We start from the raw sequence: 22,165 nt of genomic DNA, 5'->3' as shown, positions 1-22,165 counted from the left end.
CAAAGGCATGACCTGGAGCCACCCGCGCGGTTACGACCCGATGGTTGCCTGCTCCGCGATCTGGGAACAGCGCACCGGCGTTCGCATCGACTGGGACAAGCGTTCCCTGCAGGATTTCGAATCCTTCCCGGTCGAGGAACTGGCGCGTGCCTACGACCTCATCGTCATCGACCACCCGCATGTCGGCCAGATCACGGCCGAGGGATGCCTTGCGCCGCTCGATATTCCGGGACGCGAGGCGGAGCGCTCGGAACTGGCCGGGGCAAGCGTCGGCCAATCCTATCCGAGCTACAACTGGGAAGGCCGACAGTGTGCGTTTCCAATCGATGCGGCGACGCAGGTTCAGGCCTGGCGGCCCGATGCGCTCGACGCGCCGCCGACAAAGTGGAGCGATATGCTGGATCTAGCGCGCGACGGTCGCGTCGCGCTGGCGTTGCGGCCCCCGCATTCGCTGATGTCCTTCTATACGCTCGCCGGCAATCTCGGTCATGCTTGCGCGGTCGAAGGCGACATGCTCATCGCGCCCGAAGCCGGCGCGACCGTGTTCGAGATGCTCCGTGAAATCGCCGATCTGCTCGACCCCGCTTCACGGGAAATGGATCCCATCGCGGTGTCGGAAAGGATGGCGGAAGCCGGATCAAAAATCGTCTGCTCGCCGCTGATCTACGGTTATGTCAGCTATTCGTTTCCCGGCTTCCGACCCAATCGCCTTGCCTTCGTCGACATTCCTGAGGCCGGCAAAAATGGGCCGGTCGGCTCGGCGCTCGGCGGCACCGGCATCGCCGTTTCGGCCTTTTCGCGGGCGCGCGAAGCAGCCATCAATTTCGCCTATTGGGTGGCTGGCAGCGAGGTACAGCGCGGACCTTACGCGGCGGCCGGCGGCCAGCCCGGCCATGCGCACGCCTGGGAAGACGATGGCGTCAACGCGGCGACCAGCGGCTTCTACAAGGCCACTCGCGCGACGCTGGAAGGCGCATGGGTGCGCCCGCGCCACAATGGCTATATGGCTTTCCAGCAGGCCGCATCCGACCGTCTCAACGAGGGCCTCGCCGGGCGCCAAGCGCCGCGTGCCGTGATCGAAGACATTAATCGGCTGTTCCGCGAGAGCTTTGCGGGCGTCAGCCGATAACCATGAAATCTGGAAACTGGTTTACACCAGTTTCCAGATCCGCCTCGCATTGCCGGAAAGCAGCTTTGCGCGCTCGTCGGCCGAGGCGCCGGCCAGCAGCGCATGGGTTGCGGCCACCCATTGGGACAGGCCGCCGCCGAGCGTGCAGACTGGCCAGTCGCTGCCCCAGACCACGCGATCCCAGCCAAAACTTTCGATGGTGTGCTCGACATAGGGGCGCAGCGTCTCGACCGTCCAGCCATCGGGATCGGCATAGGCAACCACGCCCGAAATCTTGACCATGATATTGTCGCGCCGGCCGATTTCCGCCATGTGCTCGCGCCAGGGATGCGCAGTCCCGCCCTTGATGTCGGGCACGCCGCAATGGTCGAGCACGAACTGGACGTCAGGCGCGAGATCGGCAAGCGCAATCGCCTTGGAAATCTGATGCGGCAGCACGCAGAGATCGAAGGTTAGCCCCGTGCCGGCAAGCCGCCGAATATTTTCGCGAAACAGCGTACCTTCCGACAACTCGTCGGGCAACACATGCAGAACGCGCCGGAACCCCTTCACGAAGGGGTTTTGCCTTTGGCGTTCGAGATAGGTGGCAAAGCCCGCCTCCTCCGGACGGCAGGCGGCGATGGCGCCCGCGATGATGTTGCCCGGTTGCTCAGCCAGCTCCTGCACATAGGCGGTTTCGGATTCCATCTCGGCGGGATCCACATCGACTTCCATGTGAAGCGTGGCCGAAATCCCGGACCGCTTGGCTTCGCGTGCATATTCCTCGTAGCGGAAGTCGCGGTTGAGGGTCGCCACCCCGGCAAGCCAGGGATAACGCAACGCCGAGAGGTCTATCAGGTGTAGATGAGTGTCGACGATCATGGGCGCTCCTCCTTCGCCTCCCCTCGCGGGCTCTCGCAAGGGAATCATATCTTCAAATACGAATCACTCCTGCGGGCGAACGTCCGATCCGGCGAGCAGCGACAGCTTGCCGGTGGTCGCGCGCAAAAGCTCGATGGTGCGCGTGATGTCCGGCGCGTGCGGGGTGTTGACGAGCGTGATGTAGGGCACGGTCAACGCCGCAATGGCCTTGCCGTCGGGCCCGATCACGGGCGCCGAAAGGTTGTAGACGCCCGCCGTCTGCATGCTGCTCATCATCTCGTAGCCGCGCTCGCGGATCAGGTCGAGCCGCTTGAAGAAGTCATCATTCAAGACCGGTTGCTCGGTGCTGCGGCTGCTCTCGGCAATCATCATCTTTCGCTCCTCCGGCGAGCGGAAGGCCAGCAGCACGTGACCGGAACCGGTATCGAACAAGCTGATATGCGAGCCGACGCGAATGGAAATGCCCCAGTAACCCGGCGCTTCCTGCTGCGCGATGACCACGGCAGCGCCCCGGTCGAACACCGCAAGCTGGTTGGCCTGGCAGGAGGTTTCGGCGAGTTCCCGCATCAGCGGCGTGGCATAGGACACCAGTCGCCGCACCGGCGCGTGCAACTGCGCCAGGCCGAACAGTTTCAAGGTCAGCGAATAGCGATCGCCGTCGATCTTGGTGACGTAGCCACGCCGCACCAGCCGGTCGAGCATCCGGTAGAATTCGTTCGGGCTGCGGTCGAGCTTCTTGGCGATCTCGGCCTGCGTCAGCCCACCATCCACCCCGGACAACAGCTCCAGAATGTCCAGCCCCTTGTCGAGCGCCGGCGCACGGTAGCGATCTGTCTCCTCGTCCTCCAAGGAAAAATCCTCCAGTGAATTACTCCTTGCATATACGCATAAAGCCAGAACGAAGGAAGAAGTTTCAACTTGACCTGCCCATGAATTTGCTTTTCTTATATGAATGAAGCGCTCACTTATGAGCGCTCATGCGGCGCTTGCGCGCCGTTTGGAGGGAGGAAGGATATGAACAGATTGCTTTCCGGCGTCTCGGCCGGAGTTCTATTGATCGCCGTCGGCTCGAGCGCCGCTCTCGCCGCGGACCTGCCCGGAAAGTTCGAAGGCGTCACCATCGACGCCAAGCTGATAGGCGGCCAGCAATATGAGGCACTTTACACCCGCATCGGCGAATGGGAGAAGCTGACCGGCGCAAAAGTGAACGTGCTGTCGAAGAAAAATCACTTCGAGCTCGACAAGGAAATCAAGTCGGACATCGCCTCGGGCAGCGTGACCTGGTGCGTGGGCTCCAACCACTCGTCCTTCGCGCCGCAATATCCCGGCATCTATACCGACCTGTCGAAGCTCCTGCCCAAGGAAGAGATCGACGCCTTCGTCCAGGCCAACATCAAGGCCTCCACGCTCGACGGCAAGCTGGTGATGCTGCCGCGCGCCCAGTTCGACGTTTCCGCGCTCTACTACCAGAAGAGCCTCTATCAGGACGAGGCCAAGAAGAAGGCCTACAAGGAGAAGTACGGCGAGGATCTGACACCGCCGGACACCTGGGACGAGGTGGCCAAGCAGGCCGAGTTCTTCGCCAATCCGCCAGACTTCTACGGCACCCAGTACGCCGGCAAGGAAGAAGCCATCAACGGCCGCTTCTACGAAATGCTGGTGGCCGAGGGCGGCGAATATCTCGACAAGGACGGCAAGCCCGCCTTCAACTCCGAAGCCGGCGTCCGCGCGCTCGACTGGTTCGTCAACCTCTACAAGGCCAAGGCCGTTCCGGCCGGCACCACCAACTATCTCTGGGACGATCTCGGCCAGGGCTTTGCCTCGGGCACCGTGGCGCTCAACCTTGACTGGCCGGGCTGGGCTTCCTTCTTCAACGATCCGAAGTCGTCCAAGGTGGCTGGCAATGTCGGCGTGAAGGTGCAGCCGAAGGGTTCTTCGGGCACGCGCACCGGCTGGTCAGGTCACCACGGCTTCTCGGTCACCGAGAACTGCGCCAACAAGGAAGCTGCCGCTTCGCTGGTGTGGTGGCTGACTAACGAGGACAGCCAGAAGCTGGAAGCTGCGAATGGTCCGCTGCCCACCCGCACCGCCGTTTGGGAATGGGACATCGAGCAGGCCAAGGCCGATCCGTACAAGACCGAGGTCCTGCAGGCCTTCCAGGAAGCAGCGCAGCACGCCTTCCCGGTGCCGCAGACCGCCGAGTGGATCGAGATCTCGAACGCCGTCTATCCCGAGCTTCAGGCCGCCATCCTCGGCGACAAGACCTCCAAGCAGGCGCTTGACGATGCTGCCGCGAAGGCGACTGGCATCCTTCAGGAAGCCGGCAAGCTTTAAGGCATAAGCCAGCAGCCAGTGGCTGCTGATGCCCAAAACCTTCTCCCCGCTCCGGCGGGGAGAACAGACGGGGCGTTTGCACCCGCCCCCTTCAAAAGTCGCATGGAAAGACGGAAGGTCGCCCGATGAGCGCCACCGCCAGAGAAGAAATTCTGGAACAGAGATCGATAAGGCTCCCGCGCCTGCCCGCGCCGGTGCTTCTGCTCATGCCGGCGATCGTCGTGCTGGCGGCGGTGGTAATCGTGCCGCTTTGCCTTTCGCTCTATTCGAGCTTCACGCCATTCCGCCTGACCAAGCCGGAGACCTTCTTCGTCTTCATCGGCTTGCGCAACTACGCCAATCTTTTGGCCGACTGGGATTTCTGGGCCGCTTTCGGCCGCACCGTGCTTCTGCTGACAGTCGCGCTCAACCTCGAAATGTTGCTTGGCCTGGGCCTTGCGCTGATGGTGGAAAAGGCGACGCGCGGTCAGCGCATCCTGCGCACGCTTTTGATGTTTCCGATGATGTTCTCGCCGATCCTCGTCGGTTTCCAGTTCAAGTTCATGTTCAACGACAATATCGGCCTGGTGAACAATGCTCTGCAGGCGCTCGGCATCACCGGGACTGCCATTCCTTGGCTGATCGAAGGGCACCTTGCCTTCATCGCCATCCTCGTCGCCGAGATCTGGTCGGCCACTGCGGTCTTTGCCATCCTCATCCTGGCTGGCCTGCTCGCCATGCCCAAGGAGCCGCTGGAGGCCGCGCGCGTCGACGGCTGCACGCCATGGCAGACCTTCCGCTATGTAACCTGGCCCTTCATAATGCCCTTCGCCTATATCGCCATGACGATCCGCTCGCTCGACGTCGCGCGCGCCTATGACATCGTCAAGATCATGACCGATGGCGGCCCGGCCAAGCGCACCGAACTGTTGTGGACGCTGATCTCGCGCACCGCCTATTCGGACGCAAAGATGGGTCTGGCCAATGCGATGGCCTATGTGTCGATCCTGCTGTCGATCCTCTTCACCGTCTATTTCTTCCGCAAGCTCGCCGCGGCGCGCACTCAGATCGGTGCGGAGTGGTAAGCATGCGAGACGAAAACGCCTCCCATCGCCTGAAGCGCCGCCTGCTCAAGCTCGCCCACGCGGCTGGCCTGTTCGCGGCCATGACGATCATCTGCATGCCGGGCCTCTGGATAGTGCTGTCGTCGCTACGCCCGACGGTCGAGATCATGGCGAAGCCACCGGCGTGGATACCGCAGGAACTGTCCTTGGACGCCTATGTCGCGATGTTCAGCGGCGTCGGCAAAGGCGGCATCCCGGTGCTGGAATATTTCCGCAATTCGCTCATCATCTCCGTCACCTCCACGGTGGTCGCGATTGCTGTCGGCATGGCCGGCGGTTACGCCTTCGCGCGCTATCGCTTTCGCGGCAAGTCGGGCCTGTTCCTTGGCTTAATGCTGACGCGCACCGTGCCCGGGATTGCCCTGTCGCTGCCGCTTTTCTTCGTCTACGCACGGCTCGGCATCATCGACACCCATTTCGGGCTGATCATGGCCTATGTGGCACTCAACGTGCCCTTCACCATCTGGCTGATCGACGGCTTCTTCCGGCAGGTGCCAAAGGATCTTGCTGAAGCCGCACAGATCGACGGCTGCACGCGCTGGCAGGCCTTCTGGCAGGTGGAGTTTCCGCTCGCCGGCCCCGGCATCGCATCGGCCGGCATCTTCGCCTTCCTGACCTCGTGGAACGAATTCGCGCTCGCCTCGCAGCTCACCCGCTCGGTGAACTCGAAGACGCTGCCGGTCGGCCTGCTCGATTACACGGCCGAGTTCACCATCGACTGGCGCGGCATGTGCGCGCTGGCCGTAGTGATGATCATCCCGGCCCTCACCCTCACCTTCATAGTGCAAAAACACCTCGTTTCCGGCCTCACCTCGGGCGCGGTGAAAGGCTGACAATGGCAACCGTATCCCTGAAAAAGCTGGTCAAGCGCTACGACAATCTGGAGATCGTGCATGGCATCGATCTCGACGTGGCCGACCGCGAGTTCATTGCGCTGGTCGGGCCGTCCGGCTGCGGCAAGTCGACGACGCTGCGCATGATCGCGGGCCTGGAGGACATTTCAGACGGCGCCATCGAGATCGGCGGCCGCACGGTGAACGACCTGCCGCCCCGCGCGCGCAACATCTCCATGGTGTTCCAGTCCTACGCGCTTTATCCGCATATGACGGTGCGCGAGAACATGGGCTTTTCGCTCAAGATCGCCAACGAACCCAAGGCCGAGATCGAGCGGCGCGTCAACGAGGCGGCCGCCATCCTCGACCTGAATCATCTTCTCGAACGGCGCCCCTCGCAGCTTTCCGGCGGCCAGCGCCAGCGCGTCGCCATGGGCCGCGCCATCGTGCGCCAACCCGACGTATTCCTGTTCGACGAACCGTTGTCGAACCTCGACGCCAAGCTGCGCACCCAGATGCGCACCGAAATCAAGAAGCTGCATGCCAAGGTGCAGTCGACCGTCATCTACGTCACCCACGACCAGGTCGAGGCGATGACGCTGGCCGACCGCATCGTCATCATGCGAGACGGCCATATCGAGCAGGTGGGCACGCCGGACGAGGTGTTCCGCCGCCCGGCCACCCGTTTCGTGGCCGGTTTCATCGGCTCGCCGCCGATGAACCTGCAGGAGGCAACCGTAGATGACGGCAAGCTACGCTTCGCAAACGGATCGAGCCTGCCGCTGCCCCGGCAGTTCCAGCCCAATGTCGCCGCCGGCCAGAAGGTGGTGTTTGGCCTGAGGCCCGACGATCTCTACCCGACCGGCCACGGTATCAATTCCGGCGACGACGCCGATGTGCACGGCGCCGAGCTTCCCGTCTCGATCACCGAGCCGCTCGGCAACGAAACGCTGGTGTTCGCCGAATTCGACGGCCACGACTGGGTGTCGCGCATGCTGAACCCCAAGCCGCTGAAGACCGGGGATCGCATCGGCATGAGCTTCGATCTCAGCCAGGCTCATCTCTTCTCGGCTGAAACCGGCCGCACGCTCAGGGGCTGATCATGGCGAAGATCGAGAAAGTCGAACTGCGGATGGTCGACCTGGTGCCCAAGGTCAAGCGCACCGACGCCATCCAGAGCTTTGTCAGCCAGGAAACGCCCATCGTCACCATCACCGACGCCGACGGCGCGGTCGGCACCGGCTACAGCTACACCATCGGCACCGGCGGCTCGTCGGTCATGCGGCTACTTGCCGATCATCTGGCGCCGCGCATCGTCGGCCGCGACGCCGACTGCATCGAGGCGATCTGGCACGAACTGGAATTCGCCACCCACGCCACCACCATCGGCGCCATCACCTCGATTGCACTGGCCGCCATCGACACCGCGCTCTGGGATTTGCGCGCCAAGAAACAAGACCTGCCGCTCTGGAAACTCGCCGGCGGCGCCAAGGACCGCTGCCCGCTCTACACCACCGAAGGCGGCTGGCTGCACATCGAGACCGAGGCGCTGGTGGAAGACGCGCTTGCCGCCAAGGCCAAGGGCTTTCGTGGCTCCAAGGTCAAGATCGGCCGCCCGCACGGCTCGGAGGATCTGGCCCGGCTGTCGGCGGTCCGCAAGGCGGTGGGCGACGGCTACGAGATCATGACCGACGCCAATCAGGGATTTGTCATCGACGAGGCAATCCGGCGCGCCGCGCGTCTCGCCGAACTCGACCTCGCTTGGATCGAGGAGCCCCTGCCGGCCGACGACATCGACGGTCATGTTCGCCTCAATAGGTCGACTTCGACGCCGATTGCCATTGGCGAGTCGCTCTATTCGATCCGGCATTTCCGCGAATACATGCAGAAGGGTGCCTGCTCCATCGTGCAGGTGGATGTCGGCCGCATCGGCGGCATCACGCCCTGGCTCAAGGTAGCGCATGCGGCCGAAGCCTTCGACATCCCCGTCTGCCCGCATTTCCTGATGGAGCTGCATGTCAGCCTCGCCTGCGCGGTGCCGAACGGCAAATACGTCGAATACATTCCCCAGCTCGACGAACTGACCGCCAGCCGCATGCGCATCGAGGACGGTTATGCCCACGCGCCGGGCGAGCCGGGCATCGGCATCGACTGGGACTGGGACGCCGTGCGCGGCATGAGCATTCCCGAATTCACGCGTGAGATCGGGAGGGCCTGATGCAGCGAATGGGTATGATGATCGGGCTGAAGCCCGAAAAGGTCGCCGAATACAAGCGCCTGCACGCCGCCGTCTGGCCCGACGTGCTGGCGATGATCTCGGCCTGCGACATCCGCAACTACTCGATCTTCCTCAAGGAGCCGGAGAACTTGCTGTTCGGCTATTGGGAATACTATGGAACCGATTTCTCGGCCGACGCGGCCAAGATGGCCGCGGACCCCACGACGCAGGAGTGGTGGGCGGTGTGCATGCCCTGCCAATCGCCGCTCGAGACGCGCAAGGAAGGCGAATGGTGGTCGATGATGGAGGAGGTGTTTCACCATGACTGAACTGTTCGACCCCACCTCCCTCGCCCAATCCTGGCCGCTGCCTGAAAACCCGCGCCCGATCGTGACCTTTGGCGCCGGCTCCATCGTCGGCGATGCGCACTATCCAGCCTATCGCAAGGGCGGTTTTCCGATTGCCGGCCTCTTCGACCCCGACCGCGAGAAGGCTGAAAAGCTGGCTTCAGCCTGGGGCGTCACGGCCTATTCCTCGCTTGCCGAGGCAGCCGCAGTCGAGAACGCCATCTTCGATCTTGCGACGCCGCCCAGCCGTCATGTGGAAGTGCTCGAGGCCCTGCCGGATGGAGCGGTCGCGCTGATCCAGAAGCCGATGGGCGCCGACCTGGCGCAGGCGACAGAAATCCTTGAAATTTGCCGGCGCAAGAAGCTCACAGCCGCCGTCAACTTCCAGCTGCGCTTTGCGCCCATGATGCTTGCCTTGAAGGATGCCATCGCACAAGGCTGGCTCGGCGAGGTGATCGACTTCGACGCTTGGCTGGCGCTCGACACGCCGTGGCAGCTCTGGCCCTTCCTCAAGGGCCAGCCGCGCATCGAGATTGCCATGCACTCGATCCACTATCTGGACCTCATCCGCCAGCTGCTCGGCGATCCGCAAGGGGTTCATGCCAGGACGCTCGGACACCCCGCGCATGATGTCGCGCAAACGCGCACCAGCGCCATTCTCGACTATGGCGACCGGGTACGCTGCGCGCTGTCGATCAACCACGATCACAAGTTCGGCCGGCCACACCAGGCCTGCGAGTTCCGCATCTGCGGCACCGAGGGCGCGGCCTATCTTCAACTCGGCGTCAATCTCGACTATCCGCGCGGCGAGCCGGACATTCTGGAGATCTATCCCAAGGGCGGCGACGGCTGGGTGTCGGTGCCGCTGAAGGGTGCCTGGTTCCCGGATGCCTTCGTCGGCCGCATGGCCAATCTGCAGCGCTTCGCCTCCGGCGAGGATGCCGATCTCGTAGGCTCGGTCGAGGACGCCTGGAACACGATGGCGCTGGTGGAAGCCGCCTATCGCTCCAGCGCAAGCCCGGCGACGCCCATCGAGAAGCGGGCCTGACATGGAACAGACGATCTATTTCGAGGACTACGAGATCGGCCAGTCTCGGCTGACCACCGGCCGCACGATCACCGAGACCGATTTCATCGTCCATGCCGGGCACACAGGCGATTTCTTCCCGCACCACATGGATGCGGAGTTCATGAAGTCGACGCCCTTCGGCCAACGCATCGCCCATGGCACGCTGGTGTTCTCCATCGGCATCGGGTTGACTGCGACGGTGATCAACCCGGTCGCCTTCTCCTACGGCTATGACCGGCTGCGCTTCGTGCGCCCGGTATTCATCGGCGACACGATCCGCACCCGCACCACGATCGTTAGAAAGGAAGACGACCCCAAGCGCGTCGATGCCGGCCGCGTCTTCGAGCGCTGCGAGGTCATCAACCAGCGCGAGGAGGTCGTGCTGGCAGCCGAACACATCTACATTGTCGAGCGCCGCAAGGCAGCTTGAGCGAACAACCGATCAGGGAACGAAGGCTATGACACATCTTGAGGGTAAGACGGTGCTGGTGACGGCCGCGGCGCAAGGGATCGGGCGGGCCACCGCCCTTGCCTTCGCGCGCGCCGGCGCCGAGGTGGTCGCCACCGACATCAATGAGAGCCTGCTGGAACAACTCACCAGCGAGCCGCGCATCACCGCCCGCAGGCTGGACGTGCTGAACGATGCGGAGGTCGAGCAGCTGGTCTCCGAGATCAACAAGATCGACGTGCTCTTCAACTGCGCCGGCTTCGTCCACTCCGGCACGATCCTCGAGGTGAAGGACGAGGAACTCGACTTCGCCTTCGATCTCAACGTACGCTCCATGGTGCGGACCATCCGCGCCGTGCTGCCGGGCATGATCGCGCGCGGCGGCGGCGCCATCATCAACATGTCTTCGGTCGCTTCCAGCGTGAAGGGCGTGCCGAACCGCTTTGCCTACACGACCACCAAGGCCGCCGTGGTCGGCCTCACCAAGGCTGTCGCTGCCGACTACATCGGCAAGGGCATCCGCTGCAACGCCATCTGTCCCGGCACGGTGGAGAGCCCGTCGCTGGAAGACCGCATGCGCGCAGGCGGCGACTATGAGGCCTCGCGCGCCGCTTTCATCGCCCGCCAGCCGATGGGCCGGCTGGGCACACCGGAGGAGATCGCCGATCTTGCGGTCTATCTCGCCGGCGCCACCTATACGACCGGCCAAGCCTACGCGATTGACGGCGGCTGGGCGATGTGATGACGGACCCCTTGCAAAAGCACGGTCCATTTTTGAAGGAGATTTGACGTGAAGCTATTGCGCTATGGCGAGGTCGGCCGCGAGCGGCCTGGCCTGATCGACGCAGATGGCAACATCCGCGACCTGTCGCAAAACATCGCCGACCTGTCGGACGAAACGCTGGACCCGGCGGCACTCGAGCGGCTGTCGCATGTCGACCCGTCGACGCTGCCGCTGGTGCACGGAAATCCGCGCCTCGGCCCCTGCGTTGCTGGCACCGGCAAGTTCATCTGCATCGGCCTCAACTATTCCGACCACGCCGCAGAGACCGGTGCCACCGTGCCGCCCGAACCGATCATCTTCATGAAGGCGACTTCGGCCATCGTCGGCCCGGATGACGACCTACTGATCCCGCGCGGCTCGGAAAAGACCGACTGGGAGGTCGAGCTCGGCGTTGTCATCGGCCGCCATGCAAAATACGTCTCGGAAGACGAGGCGCTGGACTATGTCGCCGGCTACTGCACCATCAACGACGTCTCCGAACGCGCCTTCCAGACCGAGCGTTCGGGCCAGTGGACCAAAGGCAAGAGCTGCGACACTTTTGGTCCCATCGGCCCCTGGCTGGTGACCAAGGACGAGGTTGCTGATCCCCAGGACCTCGGCATGTGGCTGACGGTGAACGGCGAGAAGGTGCAGGACGGCTCGACCAAGACCATGGTCTACGGTGTCAAATATCTGGTTTCCTATCTCAGCCAGTTCATGAGCCTGCATCCGGGTGACATCATTTCCACCGGCACGCCTCCTGGCGTCGGCATGGGCATGAAGCCGCCGCGCTACCTGAAGGCCGGCGACGTCGTCGAACTCGGCATCGAAGGCCTCGGCAACCAGCGCCAGAACGTCAAGGCCGACGCGTAAGCGTCGGTCACCACCCCTCACTCGTGAGCAGACCGTGACCCGCATCACCGATCTTCGCGTATTCGACTTGCGCTTTCCAACCTCGCAGAGCCTCGACGGCTCGGATGCGATGAACCCGGACCCGGACTATTCCGCCGCCTATGTCGTTCTCGACACGGACAAGGATGGTCTGGCGGGTCATGGTCTGACCTTCACCATCGGCCGCGGTAACGAGGTCGTGTGCCTCGCCATCCAGGCGCTCAAGCATCTGGTGGTCGGGCTCGATCTCGACTGGGTCAAGGAAGACCCCGCCCGCTTCTGGCACCATGTGACCGGCGACAGCCAGCTGCGCTGGATCGGCCCTGACAAGGGCGCAATGCATCTGGCCGTCGGCGCGGTGGTGAATGCCGTCTGGGACCTCTGGGCCAAGGAAGCCGGCAAGCCCGTGTGGCGTCTGGTGGCCGACATGCCGGCCGAAGAAATCCTGAAGATCGTCGACTTCCGCTACCTGACCGACGTGCTGACGCCCGACGAGGCACTGGCGATCCTCAAGAAGGCTGAAGCCGGCAAGGCCGAGCGTATCGCCATTCTCGAGCGCGAAGGCTATCCCTGCTACACCACTTCGGCCGGCTGGCTCGGCTATGATGATGAGAAGCTTCGGCGCCTGTGCCGCGAGGCAGTCGATGCCGGCTTCAACCACATCAAGATGAAGGTCGGCCGCGACCTTGAGGACGACATTCGCCGGCTCACCATCGCACGCGAAGTGATCGGCCCCGATCGCATCCTGATGGTCGACGCCAACCAGGTCTGGGAGGTCGGCCAGGCGATCGAATGGATGGGCAAGCTTGCCTTCGCAAAACCTTTCTTCATCGAGGAACCTACCAGCCCCGACGACATCGCCGGCCATCGCAAGATCCGCGAGGCGATTGCGCCGGTGAAGGTGGCGACCGGCGAGATGTGCCAGAACCGCATCATCTTCAAGCAGCTCATCGCCGAAGGCGCCATCGACGTGGTGCAGATCGACTCCTGCCGCATGGGTGGGTTGAACGAGGTGCTGGCGGTGCTGCTGATCGCGGCCAAGTACAACATGCCCGTCTGGCCGCATGCCGGCGGCGTCGGTCTTTGTGAATATGTGCAGCACCTGTCGATGATCGACTACATCGCCGTCTCCGGAACCAAGGACGGCCGCGTGATCGAATATGTCGACCACCTGCACGAGCATTTCCTCGAGCCATGCGACATCCGCAATGCCGCTTACATGCCGCCGGCAGCGCCCGGTTTCTCCATCGAGATGAAGCCGGCCTCCATCGCTGCGCACGAGTTCAAGGGCTGACATGCGAAGCGACCGGCGCTGACTGCGCCGGCCGTTTTTCTTCAGGCCCTGCCGTATTTCGGCAGTCCCGCTCCGTCGATCAACTGCAGCAGCAGTTCGCGCAGGCGAATGGCGCCGCCGGACAGCGACGGGCGCTTGTCCATTCTTGCGACCTCGTCCGCCGCCGCTTTCGCGACATCCGCATTGCGTGGCAGCCAGAGCAGCCAGGCGATCAATATGTCTTCCGGCTGAGGCTGGGCATCGGCAGACGCTAGGCCCCAACGCATGTTCCGGCGTGGCGTGACGCCGGGCAATCTTTGCGATCCCATGCGTCAGGCCTCGATCTCGAGGGCCGAAAGCGGGCGCGAGCAGCAGGCCAGGACAAAGCCGTCGGCGATCTCGTGATCGAGAATGCCGCCATTGTGGTTCATCTCGACCTCGCCGGAGACCTTCTTGACCTTGCAGGTGCCGCACAGGCCGAATTCGCAGGCCGCCGGAATGCGCACGCCGGCCGCGCGAGCGGTCTGCAGCACGGTCTGACCCACCACGCATTCGGCATCGACTTCGGAAAGCGAGAAGCGGATCGGAGTCGCTTCGGCAACGGCATCCATGCCTTCCTCGCCGGCTGCGTCACCAGCGAAGGACACTGGCTCGGCCGGCGGCGCGCCAAAGCTCTCCTGATGGTAGTGCGCCATGTCGAAGCCTGCAGCTTCCAGCATCTGACGCACCGCGCGCATGAAGGGGTCGGGCCCGCAGCAGAAGATTTCGCGCTCGCGGAAATCCGGCGAGAGAAGCGGCAGGCGCACGGCGTCGATGCGACCCATATGGCCGAACCAGCTTTCGCGGCTCGACCGCTCCTCGACCAGGAAGCCGAGCGAAAGACCCGGCATCTGGTTGCCGAGCAGCTCGAGTTCCTTGCGGAAGATGATCTCTTCCGGCCGCCGAGCGCAGTTGACGAAGGCGACGTCCGTCTGCGGTGCAAAATCGTTCAGCCAGCGGGTCATCGACATCATCGGCGTGATGCCCGACCCCGCCGAGATGAACATGTATTTCGCCGCCGGATGGTTGTGCAGCGAGAAATCGCCGGCCGGGCCATATGCCTTGATGTGCATGCCCGGCCGCAAGTTTTCGAACATCCAGCGTGTGCCGATGCTGTCTGCCTGCGCCTTGACCGTGATCGCAATGGAGAACGGCCGCGAGGGGCTGGACGACAGCGTGTAGGTGCGCAGCACGGGCTCCGCTCCCACCGGCAGCTCCAGCGTGACGAACTGGCCTGGCTGGTACCGGAACCAGGTCTGGTTGTCGGAGCGGAAGGTGAAGCTCTTCACCTGCGGCGCCTCGTCCGTCACGCCGATGCATTCCAGCACCTGCAGCTTGTCGTTCCACGGCAGCATCTGGTCCAGATGCCGGTAGAGGCCGATAGCGGTCATGGCGTTCATCGCCTTTCTCCCGTTCAGGCGACGTTGCGCAGCGCGGGCTTTTCGCCCTCGACCAGGCGCGGCTCCATGAAGCCGCAATACCAGTCGACGAACTGGATCACGCCGCCTTCATGCACCTCGGAGTAAGGCCCGGGCTCGTAGGCCGGCGACTTGATGCCGAAGGCATTCTCCTCGACGATCCGGCGGTCCTGGTCGTTGGTCTCGGTCCAGACATGCGTGAGCTCGGCGAGATCGTAGTCGACGCCCTCCACGGCATCCTTGTGGACCAGCCATTTGGTGGTGACGGCCGTCTCGGTGGCGCTGATCGGCAGCACGCGGAAGGTAACCGCATGGTCGCCCAGAACGTGGTTCCAGGTGGTCGGGTAGTGGTAGAGCAGCAGCGAGCCGATACGATCGGTGGAGACCGTGTCGGACAGGTTGCGCTTTACCGCCCGCTTGCCGCTCATGGTGTAGCTGACGGCGTCGCGCAGCAGCGGCGCGCGCGTGGCGCGGTACTGGCCGGCCTGATCGATGCGGAATTTGCTCGGAAGGCCTGCTGCCTCGCACTTGGCCCAATGGGCCAGCATTTCCGGGTCGCGCTCGGCGCCGTTGACGCCGGTCACGGTCGGCGCTTCGGGGAAGGTCTTGCAGAGCTCGGGGTGGTTGCCGGCGCAGTGATAGCACTCGCGGTTGTTTTCCCACACCAGCTTCCAGTTGCCTTTCTCGACGATGGTGCTTTCGAATGCAACCTTTGCGTCGGTCAGCCGGTGCGGCAGGAAATAGGGCTCCATCATCGCGCGGAAGGGGGCGAAATCGGCCGGCTCGTCCGCCAGGCAGATGAAGATGTAGCCGCCCGCACTCTCGCAGGCCACAGGCTTGAGGCCGAACTGGCTGGCGTCGAAGTCGTCGCTCATCTGGCGCGCGAACAGCAGGCGCCCGTCGAGCTCATAGGTCCACTGGTGGTAGGGGCAGACGAGCTTTGCGGTCGTGCCCTTGTGGGCGGTGCAGACGCGGCTGCCGCGATGGCGGCAGGCATTGTGGAAGGCGCGGATGTCGCCCTTCTGGTCGCGCACGATGACGACCGGATAGTCGCCGATCTGGACGGTCATGTAGCTGCCTGTCTTGGGCAGCTCGCAATCATGGCCAATGAAGAGCCAGTCGCGATACCAGATCAGCTCAAGGTCGAGCTTGTAGTAGTCGGGGTCGATATAGAAGGGTTGCTCAAGGCTAAAACCCTCGCGGCGGCTGCGTATCCGCCTCAGCATGTCGGCACGGATGTCCATGTCCTGTCCTCGCATCGCACAAGGACTGAACTGGTGGTGATTTAGGGGGATGATTGCGCAGCCGGCCGCTTCGGGCCTCCTCCCACGCAAGAATCCGCCACTTGACCGCCCACCGCGATCAGTCGGGTTGAAACAACCTCAGGCTGGTTTCCGGGCTAAGGAGCTGGTTCTGCAGAACCGTCACGGACACCTTCCCGGGCTTTCGCCCAGTGGTCTCCCGCCGTGACATACTCCACCACCGTTGCGGGGGCAGCGCCGGATTCTCACCGGCTTCCCAATTCTCCGGCTTCGCTTTCACGACTCCGGCACCTGAAGTGTCCCGATCTAACCATCGAATGCTGACGGCGGGCCACACGATTGCGACATCGCCAAAGTGCAAAGGCGACAGCGACGAAATGGGCAGGCCATCTGAAAGAGAGGCGCTCAGCGCGAGAAAGCCACCGGCAGGCTCATAGTGTGCCTGTTGCGCGCGATTTCCTGCGGCGGCGCGGGAACCGGCGAGGAACGGTTGACCATCTTGATCGCGGCCTGGTCCAGGTCGTCGTTGCCCGACGAACGCGCGATCGTGGCTCTGAGGACGGTTCCGCCGGAATCGATCACGAAGGAAACGGTGAGTTCTCCGTTCCCTCCCGCAGATCGCGGCTTGTGGCGGTTAATCCAGGCGGAGACCCGAGACTTCCATCTCTCCTCCAGGCTGATCCTTTGCGCCGTCGAAACCTGGCTCTTGGGTGCCGGGGCGGCTTCGGGCGTCAGCCGCTTTTCCTTGGACTGCTCGGCGACCTTTTCTGCCTGCTTGGCTTTCGGCTTCTTGTTGACCGGCTCGGTCTTCGGCTTTTCGGCAACCTTCCTGGGCTGTTCAGGCTCGACCTCAGGGCGCGGCGCCGGAATCGGCACGGCTACCTCGGGGGTTACCGTCTCGAGGGTCTCCGGCTCCGTCATCTCGGCTTCCTCCGCCACCGGCTCGGCAACGGATTCGGTGCTCAAATTCTCTGTCACCGGCTCTTCGACGATAGGCTCGGTGCGCTCGAGCGGCGCCTCCTCCAATGTTTCCGAGGTTTCCTGCTGGATCGTCGTGCTTTCGACATCGTCGGCCAAGGTGGACGTGCCGTCCACGGCCGCAACGTCGTGCATGGCAACCTGCTCGGGAACCACTTCGCTTTCGATTTCGCTCGGCGCCACGAACGGTATTGGCGCGAGATTGACGACCATCGGCGCTGCCACCTCGGCTGCCGACTCATCCGGAACCTGCATGCTCTGGTAAACGCCAGCGGCAAGCGCGTGAATGGCGATAACCACCAGCCCCGCGGTCAGCCATCCCACCACCTCGCGGCGGGACGGCAACGAACTGTGAGCCTCGAAGCCCACATGATCGGCAGCCATGGTCATGGCTGCTCCTGGGGCACGGTCTCGATGCCCACCAGCGCGACCTTGAGATAGCCAGCGGCACGCAAAAGGTTCATCACCTCCATCAGGTCGCCATAGCCGACCATCCTGTCCGCGCGCAGGAAGATGCGCGCTTCCTTGTCGCCATCCGTCTGCCGGTCCAGCACGGCCGCAAAGCTCTGGCGCGGCACGGTCTCGTTGCCCAACGCCAGCGACAGGTCTTCCTTGAGGGTGAGATAGACAGGCTTGTCCGGCCGAGGAGCTGCCGCGGCGGTCGAAGCCGGCAGGTCGACATTGACGTCGACGGTGGCAAGGGGTGCCGCCACCATGAAAATGATGAGCAGAACCAGCATGACGTCGATGAACGGCGTCACATTGATTTCGTGGTTCTCTTCCAGCTCGTCGCCGGCGCTCTCGCGAATTCGGGAAGCCATTGTGCTCTCCCTTACTCGGCAGCCAGCGCCTTGGGCCGCACCAGGCGGAAGTCGAGGTCACGGCTGACGAGGCGCTCGACCCCCGCCGAGGCATCGGCCAGCAGTTGGCGGTAGCCGGTGATGGAGCGGGCAAAGACGTTGTAGACGACGACCGCCGGAATAGCCGCTACAAGGCCGATTGCCGTGGCCAAGAGCGCTTCCGCGATGCCCGGCGCGACGACGGCGAGATTGGTGGTCTGCGCCTCCGAGATGCCGATGAAGGCATTCATGATGCCCCAGACCGTGCCGAACAGGCCGACGAAGGGCGCGGTGGAGCCGATGGTGGCCAGAACGCCAGTGCCGCGCGACATGCGCCGGCCGGCCATGGCCTCGATGCGCGACAGCCGCGAGGCGACGCGCTCCTTCAGCCCCTCACCGCCGGCAAAGTCGAGTGCGGTCTGAGAAAGGCTGACCTCCTGCTGCGCCGCGCGCACGAGCAGCGCGCCGGCGCCGCCCCGACCTTCCAGAGCTCGTTCCGCATCGGCAAGGCTACGCGCCGAGATAATAGCCTTCAGTGCCGGGCGGGCTTTCAGGCGCGCGGCCGCAAGTTCGAGCGACTTGGCAAGCCAGACCGTCCAGGTGACAAGCGATGCAAAAGCCAGACCGATCATCACGGCCTTCACCACGATGTCGGCGCTCATGAACATGCCCCAGGGCGATAGGTTGTGAGGCAGGCTGGGGGCAATGGGGTAGTGACTGTTCGATTGGGGAGCCTGGCCCCCCTCGACCGGCACCGCAGCGGGCCTAGGCGCAGACGAATCGGAAATCGCCGGGGTCGGCGTGGCCGCAGCCGGCTGCCCCTGGGCTTCCACAGGCTGTGCGGTCAGCGCGGCCGGTCTCTCGACTGTCGCCGGCTGTGACGGCGTCTGCTCCTGCGCGCGGCTCATGATCGTGCCGGCAAACGAAATGGCCCCCACGAGCATGATGGCCAAAATCCGGTTCTTCAGCATGGCTGTCCCCTCGCTGCGCGGTCGAGATATTTCTGGAGCGAAATACTCATATTAAGCAAGCAATGCAAGATGCCATGCTGAAACCATCCGCTTGTCAACCAGTGTGGGCCGAAGCACCCTGTTGACAAGGCGCCGGCCCTTCGTACAAGCTACCCATCTCACCAGGGGTGTCCCGACAAGGGGCTGAGATACTGCTGGCTTTCGCAGCGCAGTGACCCGTTGAACCTGATCCAGTTCACACTGGCGTAGGGATGGTGCAAGGGCTTCGCGTCGCGTGGCGGCTCGTCCCGGATATTGCGGCGAAGCCGCCCTTTCCGGCACTTGCGAAGTCCGTATCCTCCTTCCGGCACGGAACTGGGTCTCCATTGCAACCCAGCAAGGGAGGTCCGTCCCAATGAATGCCTTGACCCCAACCGTTTCCGTGGGCGCTTTGCCCGCATCGCGCAAGGTCTACAAACGCGGAACGATCCATACCGATCTGCGTGTGCCCATGCGCGAAATCGCTCTTCACCCAAGCGCCGGCGAGCCGCCGGTTACCGTCTACGATCCCTCCGGCCCCTACACGGATGAAAACGCCAGAATCACCATCGAGGAAGGACTGCCGCGCATCCGCGAAGGCTGGATCATCGCGCGCGGTGATGTCGAAGCCTATGATGGTCGAATCGTCCGGCCCGAGGACAACGGTTTTGTCACGGGCGACCGGCTGACGCCTGAGTTTCCCGTCCGTCACCGCGCACTCAAAGCAAGAGACGGCAAGGCTGTTACCCAGCTTGCCTATGCGCGGGCCGGCATCGTCACCCCGGAGATGGAATTCATCGCCATACGCGAGAATCTCGGCCGGGAGGAGATGCGAAAGGCCGTGCGCAACGGCCAATCCTTCGGCGCGGCCATCCCCGACTACGTCACGCCCGAATTCGTGCGCGACGAGGTGGCGCGCGGCCGCGCCATCATCCCCGCCAACATCAACCACCCTGAAACCGAACCGATGATCATCGGCCGCAACTTCCTGGTGAAGATCAACGCCAATATCGGCAATTCGGCCGTCACTTCCTCCATGGCCGAGGAGGTGGAGAAGATGGTGTGGGCCATTCGCTGGGGCGGCGACACCGTGATGGACCTTTCGACCGGCCGCAACATCCACAACATCCGCGAGTGGATCATCCGCAATTCGCCCGTACCGATCGGCACCGTGCCGATCTATCAGGCGCTGGAAAAGGTCGGCGGCGTTGCCGAGGAACTCACCTGGGAAGTCTTTCGCGATACGCTGATCGAACAGGCCGAGCAGGGCGTCGACTATTTTACGATCCATGCCGGCGTGCGCCTTCCCTACATTCCGCTCACCGTGGACCGCGTCACCGGCATCGTTTCGCGCGGCGGTTCGATCATGGCCAAGTGGTGCCTGCACCACCACAAGGAGAGCTTCCTCTACGAGCATTTCGAGGAAATCTGCGACATCTGCCGCGCCTATGACGTGTCCTTCTCGCTTGGCGACGGCCTGCGTCCCGGCTCCATCGCCGACGCCAACGACGCGGCACAATTCGCCGAATTGGAGACACTTGGCGAGCTGACCAAAATCGCCTGGGCCAAGGACTGCCAGGTGATGATCGAGGGCCCCGGCCACATTCCCATGCATCTCATCAAGGAGAACGTGGACAAGCAACTTGCCGTTTGCGGTGAGGCGCCCTTCTACACGCTCGGGCCGCTCACCACCGACATCGCGCCCGGCTACGACCACATCACCTCCGGCATAGGCGCGGCCATGATCGGCTGGTTCGGCACAGCCATGCTCTGCTACGTCACGCCAAAGGAGCATCTCGGCCTGCCCGACCGAAACGACGTGAAGACCGGCGTCATCACCTACAAGATCGCCGCCCATGCTGCCGACCTCGCCAAAGGCCATCCGGCGGCGAAGGCCCGGGACGATGCGCTATCGCGCGCGCGCTTCGAGTTTCGCTGGGAGGACCAGTTCAACCTCTCGCTCGACCCGGATACGGCCCGAGCCTTCCACGACGAGACGCTGCCCAAGGAAGCGCACAAGGTTGCGCATTTCTGCTCCATGTGCGGGCCGAAATTCTGCTCGATGCGGATTTCGCAGGACATTCGCGACGCCGCGCGCGAGCACGGCATGGCCGAGATGGCGGAGAAATACCGCCATGGCGGCGACCTCTACATGCCGGTTGATACGGCAGAAACCGCGGAGAAGGAGGCGCCGGCGCCATGAAAGCGCTGGTGAAAGGGGCCGGCGTTGCCGGCCTGACGGCGGCCTATGAGCTTGCATTGCGCGGGGCGGCGGTCACCGTCGTCGAGCCGCGCAGCGACCCGACGCGGGCGGCCTCGTGGTTTGCCGGCGGCATGCTGGCGCCGGACTGCGAGCGTGAGAGTGCCGAGCCGATTGTCCAGGAACTTGGGCTCGGCGCCGCCGACTGGTGGGATGCCGCCTTGCCAGGCCATGTCGCCCGGGCAGGCACGCTGGTTGTTGCACCGGCACGGGATGCGGCCGAACTGGCGCGCTTTGCCGCACGCACGTCCGGTTTCCGGACACTGGGGGAAGCGGAAATCTCCGAGCTCGAGCCCGATCTTGCCGGTCGGTTCCGTCTGGCTCTGCACTTCGTACGCGAGGCGCATCTCGATCCGCGCGCGGCGCTCACCGCCTTGCGCGGCCGGTTGGAGGCGATGGGCGCTTCATTCGTCGGGGCAGAAGCCGGCCAGGTCAGCCGCTTCGACCTCACGGTCGATTGTACCGGCATGGCGAGAGCCGCATCGGACCCGGCGCTGCGCGGCGTGCGTGGCGAAATGCTGATCCTGCGCACGCCGGAGGTTACGCTATCCCGTCCGGTGCGGCTGCTGCATCCGCGCTTTCCACTCTATGTCGTTCCGCGTCCCGACCACTGTTTCATGGTCGGGGCGACGATGATCGAGAGCGAGTCGGCAAGACCCGTCACGGCCCGCTCCATGATGGAACTGCTCAACGCCGCCTACAGCGTGCATCCGGCTTTCGGCGAGGCCGAAATCGTGGAAACAGGCGTCGGTGTGCGGCCTGCCTATCCCGACAATCTGCCGCGCGTGACGCAGTCGGGCGCGACGATCAGCATCAACGGCCTTTACCGGCACGGCTTCCTGCTCGCGCCAGCGATGGCGCAGCGTGCCGCGCAATTGGCCTTCGGGAATTCCAGGACAAGGGAGCTCGCACATGAAGCTCACGGTTAACGGCAAGGCTCAGGACGTGGCAGCGACGACGCTCGCCGCGCTCCTTGCCGAGCTTGAATATGAGGGCCGCTGGCTGGCCACGGCTCATAATGGCGAGCTGGTGCGCGCCGCCGAGCGCGGCGAGTGTCGCCTTGCCGAAGGCGACCGCATAGAAATTTTGTCGCCGATGCAGGGAGGGTGAT

Annotated in this window: 23 protein-coding genes and 2 riboswitches; of the genes, 15 read left to right on the top strand and 8 right to left on the bottom strand. The window is 63.7% G+C overall.

The window, feature by feature from the left end; genetic code table 11:
• Positions 1 to 7: 7 nt before the first annotated feature.
• Positions 8 to 1,129: an extracellular solute-binding protein gene (locus C7I85_RS05500; protein ID WP_181257105.1), complete on the top strand. Its 1,122-nt coding sequence runs from the start codon at positions 8 to 10 to the stop codon at positions 1,127 to 1,129.
• A gap of 21 nt (positions 1,130 to 1,150) precedes the next feature.
• On the opposite strand, the gene C7I85_RS05495 is transcribed toward C7I85_RS05500, so the two are convergent.
• Positions 1,151 to 1,990, bottom strand: a complete 840-nt coding sequence (locus C7I85_RS05495) for an amidohydrolase family protein (protein WP_106722926.1) — start codon at positions 1,988 to 1,990, stop codon at positions 1,151 to 1,153.
• A 63-nt stretch (positions 1,991 to 2,053) separates the two neighbouring features.
• Positions 2,054 to 2,839, bottom strand: coding sequence for an IclR family transcriptional regulator (locus tag C7I85_RS05490; protein WP_106722925.1), 786 nt, complete (start codon positions 2,837 to 2,839; stop codon positions 2,054 to 2,056).
• A gap of 165 nt (positions 2,840 to 3,004) precedes the next feature.
• On the opposite strand from C7I85_RS05490, the gene C7I85_RS05485 reads away from it, so the two are divergent.
• The 11 genes from C7I85_RS05485 (at position 3,005) to C7I85_RS05435 (ending at position 13,290) form a co-directional block, all read left to right on the top strand.
• Positions 3,005 to 4,324 (top strand): extracellular solute-binding protein, encoded by a 1,320-nt coding sequence (locus C7I85_RS05485; protein ID WP_106722924.1) that lies wholly within the window; start codon positions 3,005 to 3,007, stop codon positions 4,322 to 4,324.
• Positions 4,325 to 4,449: 125 nt separating this feature from the next.
• On the top strand, positions 4,450 to 5,388 hold the full coding sequence (locus tag C7I85_RS05480) for a carbohydrate ABC transporter permease (RefSeq protein ID WP_181257095.1): 939 nt from the start codon (positions 4,450 to 4,452) through the stop codon (positions 5,386 to 5,388).
• Between the two features lie 2 nt (positions 5,389 to 5,390).
• Positions 5,391 to 6,260, top strand: a complete 870-nt coding sequence (locus C7I85_RS05475) for a carbohydrate ABC transporter permease (protein WP_106722923.1) — start codon at positions 5,391 to 5,393, stop codon at positions 6,258 to 6,260.
• Between the two features lie 2 nt (positions 6,261 to 6,262).
• A complete protein-coding gene (locus tag C7I85_RS05470) occupies positions 6,263 to 7,360 on the top strand; it encodes an ABC transporter ATP-binding protein (RefSeq protein ID WP_106722922.1) in 1,098 nt (365 codons plus the stop codon).
• Between the two features lie 2 nt (positions 7,361 to 7,362).
• A complete protein-coding gene (locus tag C7I85_RS05465; RefSeq protein WP_106722921.1) occupies positions 7,363 to 8,478 on the top strand; it encodes a mandelate racemase/muconate lactonizing enzyme family protein in 1,116 nt (371 codons plus the stop codon).
• Positions 8,478 to 8,807: an L-rhamnose mutarotase gene (locus tag C7I85_RS05460; RefSeq protein ID WP_106722920.1), complete on the top strand. Its 330-nt coding sequence runs from the start codon at positions 8,478 to 8,480 to the stop codon at positions 8,805 to 8,807. The genes C7I85_RS05465 and C7I85_RS05460 overlap by 1 nt, the downstream gene beginning before the upstream one ends.
• Positions 8,800 to 9,873 (top strand): Gfo/Idh/MocA family protein, encoded by a 1,074-nt coding sequence (locus tag C7I85_RS05455; RefSeq protein WP_106722919.1) that lies wholly within the window; start codon positions 8,800 to 8,802, stop codon positions 9,871 to 9,873. Before C7I85_RS05460 ends, C7I85_RS05455 begins: the two co-directional genes overlap by 8 nt.
• A 1-nt stretch (position 9,874) precedes the next feature.
• Complete coding sequence (locus C7I85_RS05450; protein ID WP_106722918.1) at positions 9,875 to 10,324, top strand: MaoC/PaaZ C-terminal domain-containing protein; 450 nt, start codon at positions 9,875 to 9,877, stop codon at positions 10,322 to 10,324.
• 28 nt (positions 10,325 to 10,352) lie between these two features.
• Complete coding sequence (locus tag C7I85_RS05445) at positions 10,353 to 11,084, top strand: SDR family oxidoreductase (RefSeq protein WP_106722917.1); 732 nt, start codon at positions 10,353 to 10,355, stop codon at positions 11,082 to 11,084.
• A 48-nt stretch (positions 11,085 to 11,132) separates the two neighbouring features.
• The gene (locus C7I85_RS05440) at positions 11,133 to 11,978 is read left to right on the top strand and encodes a fumarylacetoacetate hydrolase family protein (RefSeq protein WP_106722916.1); all 846 of its coding nucleotides are present in this window, start codon (positions 11,133 to 11,135) and stop codon (positions 11,976 to 11,978) included.
• A 34-nt stretch (positions 11,979 to 12,012) separates the two neighbouring features.
• Positions 12,013 to 13,290 carry an L-fuconate dehydratase gene (locus C7I85_RS05435; RefSeq protein WP_106722915.1) on the top strand — a complete coding sequence of 426 codons (1,278 nt, stop codon included), beginning with the start codon at positions 12,013 to 12,015 and terminating at the stop codon, positions 13,288 to 13,290.
• Positions 13,291 to 13,331: 41 nt separating this feature from the next.
• Here C7I85_RS05435 and C7I85_RS30900 read toward each other — a convergent pair whose 3' ends face one another.
• The 6 genes from C7I85_RS30900 to exbB form a co-directional block, all read right to left on the bottom strand.
• Entirely contained in the window at positions 13,332 to 13,505 is a 174-nt protein-coding gene (locus C7I85_RS30900; protein WP_181257094.1) for a hypothetical protein, read from the bottom strand.
• Positions 13,506 to 13,601: 96 nt separating this feature from the next.
• The gene (locus C7I85_RS05430; protein ID WP_106723093.1) at positions 13,602 to 14,699 is read right to left on the bottom strand and encodes a hybrid-cluster NAD(P)-dependent oxidoreductase; all 1,098 of its coding nucleotides are present in this window, start codon (positions 14,697 to 14,699) and stop codon (positions 13,602 to 13,604) included.
• Between the two features lie 23 nt (positions 14,700 to 14,722).
• Positions 14,723 to 15,970, bottom strand: coding sequence for an aromatic ring-hydroxylating oxygenase subunit alpha (locus tag C7I85_RS05425; protein ID WP_106722914.1), 1,248 nt, complete (start codon positions 15,968 to 15,970; stop codon positions 14,723 to 14,725).
• A 124-nt stretch (positions 15,971 to 16,094) separates the two neighbouring features.
• Positions 16,095 to 16,298: riboswitch (cobalamin riboswitch) on the bottom strand.
• 95 nt (positions 16,299 to 16,393) lie between these two features.
• Positions 16,394 to 17,356: an energy transducer TonB family protein gene (locus tag C7I85_RS05420; protein WP_106722913.1), complete on the bottom strand. Its 963-nt coding sequence runs from the start codon at positions 17,354 to 17,356 to the stop codon at positions 16,394 to 16,396.
• On the bottom strand, positions 17,353 to 17,787 hold the full coding sequence (gene exbD, locus C7I85_RS05415) for a TonB system transport protein ExbD (RefSeq protein WP_106722912.1): 435 nt from the start codon (positions 17,785 to 17,787) through the stop codon (positions 17,353 to 17,355). Before exbD ends, C7I85_RS05420 begins: the two co-directional genes overlap by 4 nt.
• A gap of 11 nt (positions 17,788 to 17,798) precedes the next feature.
• Positions 17,799 to 18,776, bottom strand: a complete 978-nt coding sequence (gene exbB / locus C7I85_RS05410) for a tonB-system energizer ExbB (RefSeq protein ID WP_106722911.1) — start codon at positions 18,774 to 18,776, stop codon at positions 17,799 to 17,801.
• Between the two features lie 153 nt (positions 18,777 to 18,929).
• Positions 18,930 to 19,046: riboswitch (TPP riboswitch) on the top strand.
• Positions 19,047 to 19,170: 124 nt separating this feature from the next.
• Between exbB and thiC the strand changes: the two genes are divergently transcribed.
• Genes thiC through thiS form a run of 3 tightly spaced genes read left to right on the top strand, consistent with a single transcriptional unit; the run spans position 19,171 to position 22,164 of the window.
• Entirely contained in the window at positions 19,171 to 20,997 is a 1,827-nt protein-coding gene (gene thiC / locus C7I85_RS05405; protein WP_106722910.1) for a phosphomethylpyrimidine synthase ThiC, read from the top strand.
• A complete protein-coding gene (thiO, locus tag C7I85_RS05400) occupies positions 20,994 to 21,983 on the top strand; it encodes a glycine oxidase ThiO (RefSeq protein WP_106722909.1) in 990 nt (329 codons plus the stop codon). Before thiC ends, thiO begins: the two co-directional genes overlap by 4 nt.
• Positions 21,967 to 22,164, top strand: coding sequence for a sulfur carrier protein ThiS (thiS, locus tag C7I85_RS05395; protein WP_106722908.1), 198 nt, complete (start codon positions 21,967 to 21,969; stop codon positions 22,162 to 22,164). The genes thiO and thiS overlap by 17 nt, the downstream gene beginning before the upstream one ends.
• Position 22,165: the final 1 nt, after the last annotated feature.

Source organism: Pseudaminobacter soli (ex Li et al. 2025) (genome assembly GCF_003012705.1).
In the GTDB taxonomy this organism is placed as follows: domain Bacteria; phylum Pseudomonadota; class Alphaproteobacteria; order Rhizobiales; family Rhizobiaceae; genus Pseudaminobacter; species Pseudaminobacter soli.
This window is presented reverse-complemented; position numbering and strand designations above follow the sequence as displayed.

Bases quoted from the DNA above. Each gene is read 5' to 3' on its own strand.
- C7I85_RS05500 (WP_181257105.1), top strand. From the start codon at position 8: ATGACCTGGAGCCACCCGCGCGGTTACGACCCGATGGTTGCCTGCTCC.
- C7I85_RS05495 (WP_106722926.1), bottom strand. From the start codon at position 1,990: ATGATCGTCGACACTCATCTACACCTGATAGACCTCTCGGCGTTGCGT.
- C7I85_RS05485 (WP_106722924.1), top strand. From the start codon at position 3,005: ATGAACAGATTGCTTTCCGGCGTCTCGGCCGGAGTTCTATTGATCGCC.
- C7I85_RS05480 (WP_181257095.1), top strand. From the start codon at position 4,450: ATGAGCGCCACCGCCAGAGAAGAAATTCTGGAACAGAGATCGATAAGG.
- C7I85_RS05475 (WP_106722923.1), top strand. From the start codon at position 5,391: ATGCGAGACGAAAACGCCTCCCATCGCCTGAAGCGCCGCCTGCTCAAG.
- C7I85_RS05470 (WP_106722922.1), top strand. From the start codon at position 6,263: ATGGCAACCGTATCCCTGAAAAAGCTGGTCAAGCGCTACGACAATCTG.
- C7I85_RS05465 (WP_106722921.1), top strand. From the start codon at position 7,363: ATGGCGAAGATCGAGAAAGTCGAACTGCGGATGGTCGACCTGGTGCCC.
- C7I85_RS05460 (WP_106722920.1), top strand. From the start codon at position 8,478: ATGCAGCGAATGGGTATGATGATCGGGCTGAAGCCCGAAAAGGTCGCC.
- C7I85_RS05455 (WP_106722919.1), top strand. From the start codon at position 8,800: ATGACTGAACTGTTCGACCCCACCTCCCTCGCCCAATCCTGGCCGCTG.
- C7I85_RS05450 (WP_106722918.1), top strand. From the start codon at position 9,875: ATGGAACAGACGATCTATTTCGAGGACTACGAGATCGGCCAGTCTCGG.
- C7I85_RS05445 (WP_106722917.1), top strand. From the start codon at position 10,353: ATGACACATCTTGAGGGTAAGACGGTGCTGGTGACGGCCGCGGCGCAA.
- C7I85_RS05430 (WP_106723093.1), bottom strand. From the start codon at position 14,699: ATGACCGCTATCGGCCTCTACCGGCATCTGGACCAGATGCTGCCGTGG.
- C7I85_RS05425 (WP_106722914.1), bottom strand. From the start codon at position 15,970: ATGGACATCCGTGCCGACATGCTGAGGCGGATACGCAGCCGCCGCGAG.
- C7I85_RS05420 (WP_106722913.1), bottom strand. From the start codon at position 17,356: ATGACCATGGCTGCCGATCATGTGGGCTTCGAGGCTCACAGTTCGTTG.
- exbD (WP_106722912.1), bottom strand. From the start codon at position 17,787: ATGGCTTCCCGAATTCGCGAGAGCGCCGGCGACGAGCTGGAAGAGAAC.
- exbB (WP_106722911.1), bottom strand. From the start codon at position 18,776: ATGCTGAAGAACCGGATTTTGGCCATCATGCTCGTGGGGGCCATTTCG.
- thiC (WP_106722910.1), top strand. From the start codon at position 19,171: ATGAATGCCTTGACCCCAACCGTTTCCGTGGGCGCTTTGCCCGCATCG.
- thiO (WP_106722909.1), top strand. From the start codon at position 20,994: ATGAAAGCGCTGGTGAAAGGGGCCGGCGTTGCCGGCCTGACGGCGGCC.
- thiS (WP_106722908.1), top strand. From the start codon at position 21,967: ATGAAGCTCACGGTTAACGGCAAGGCTCAGGACGTGGCAGCGACGACG.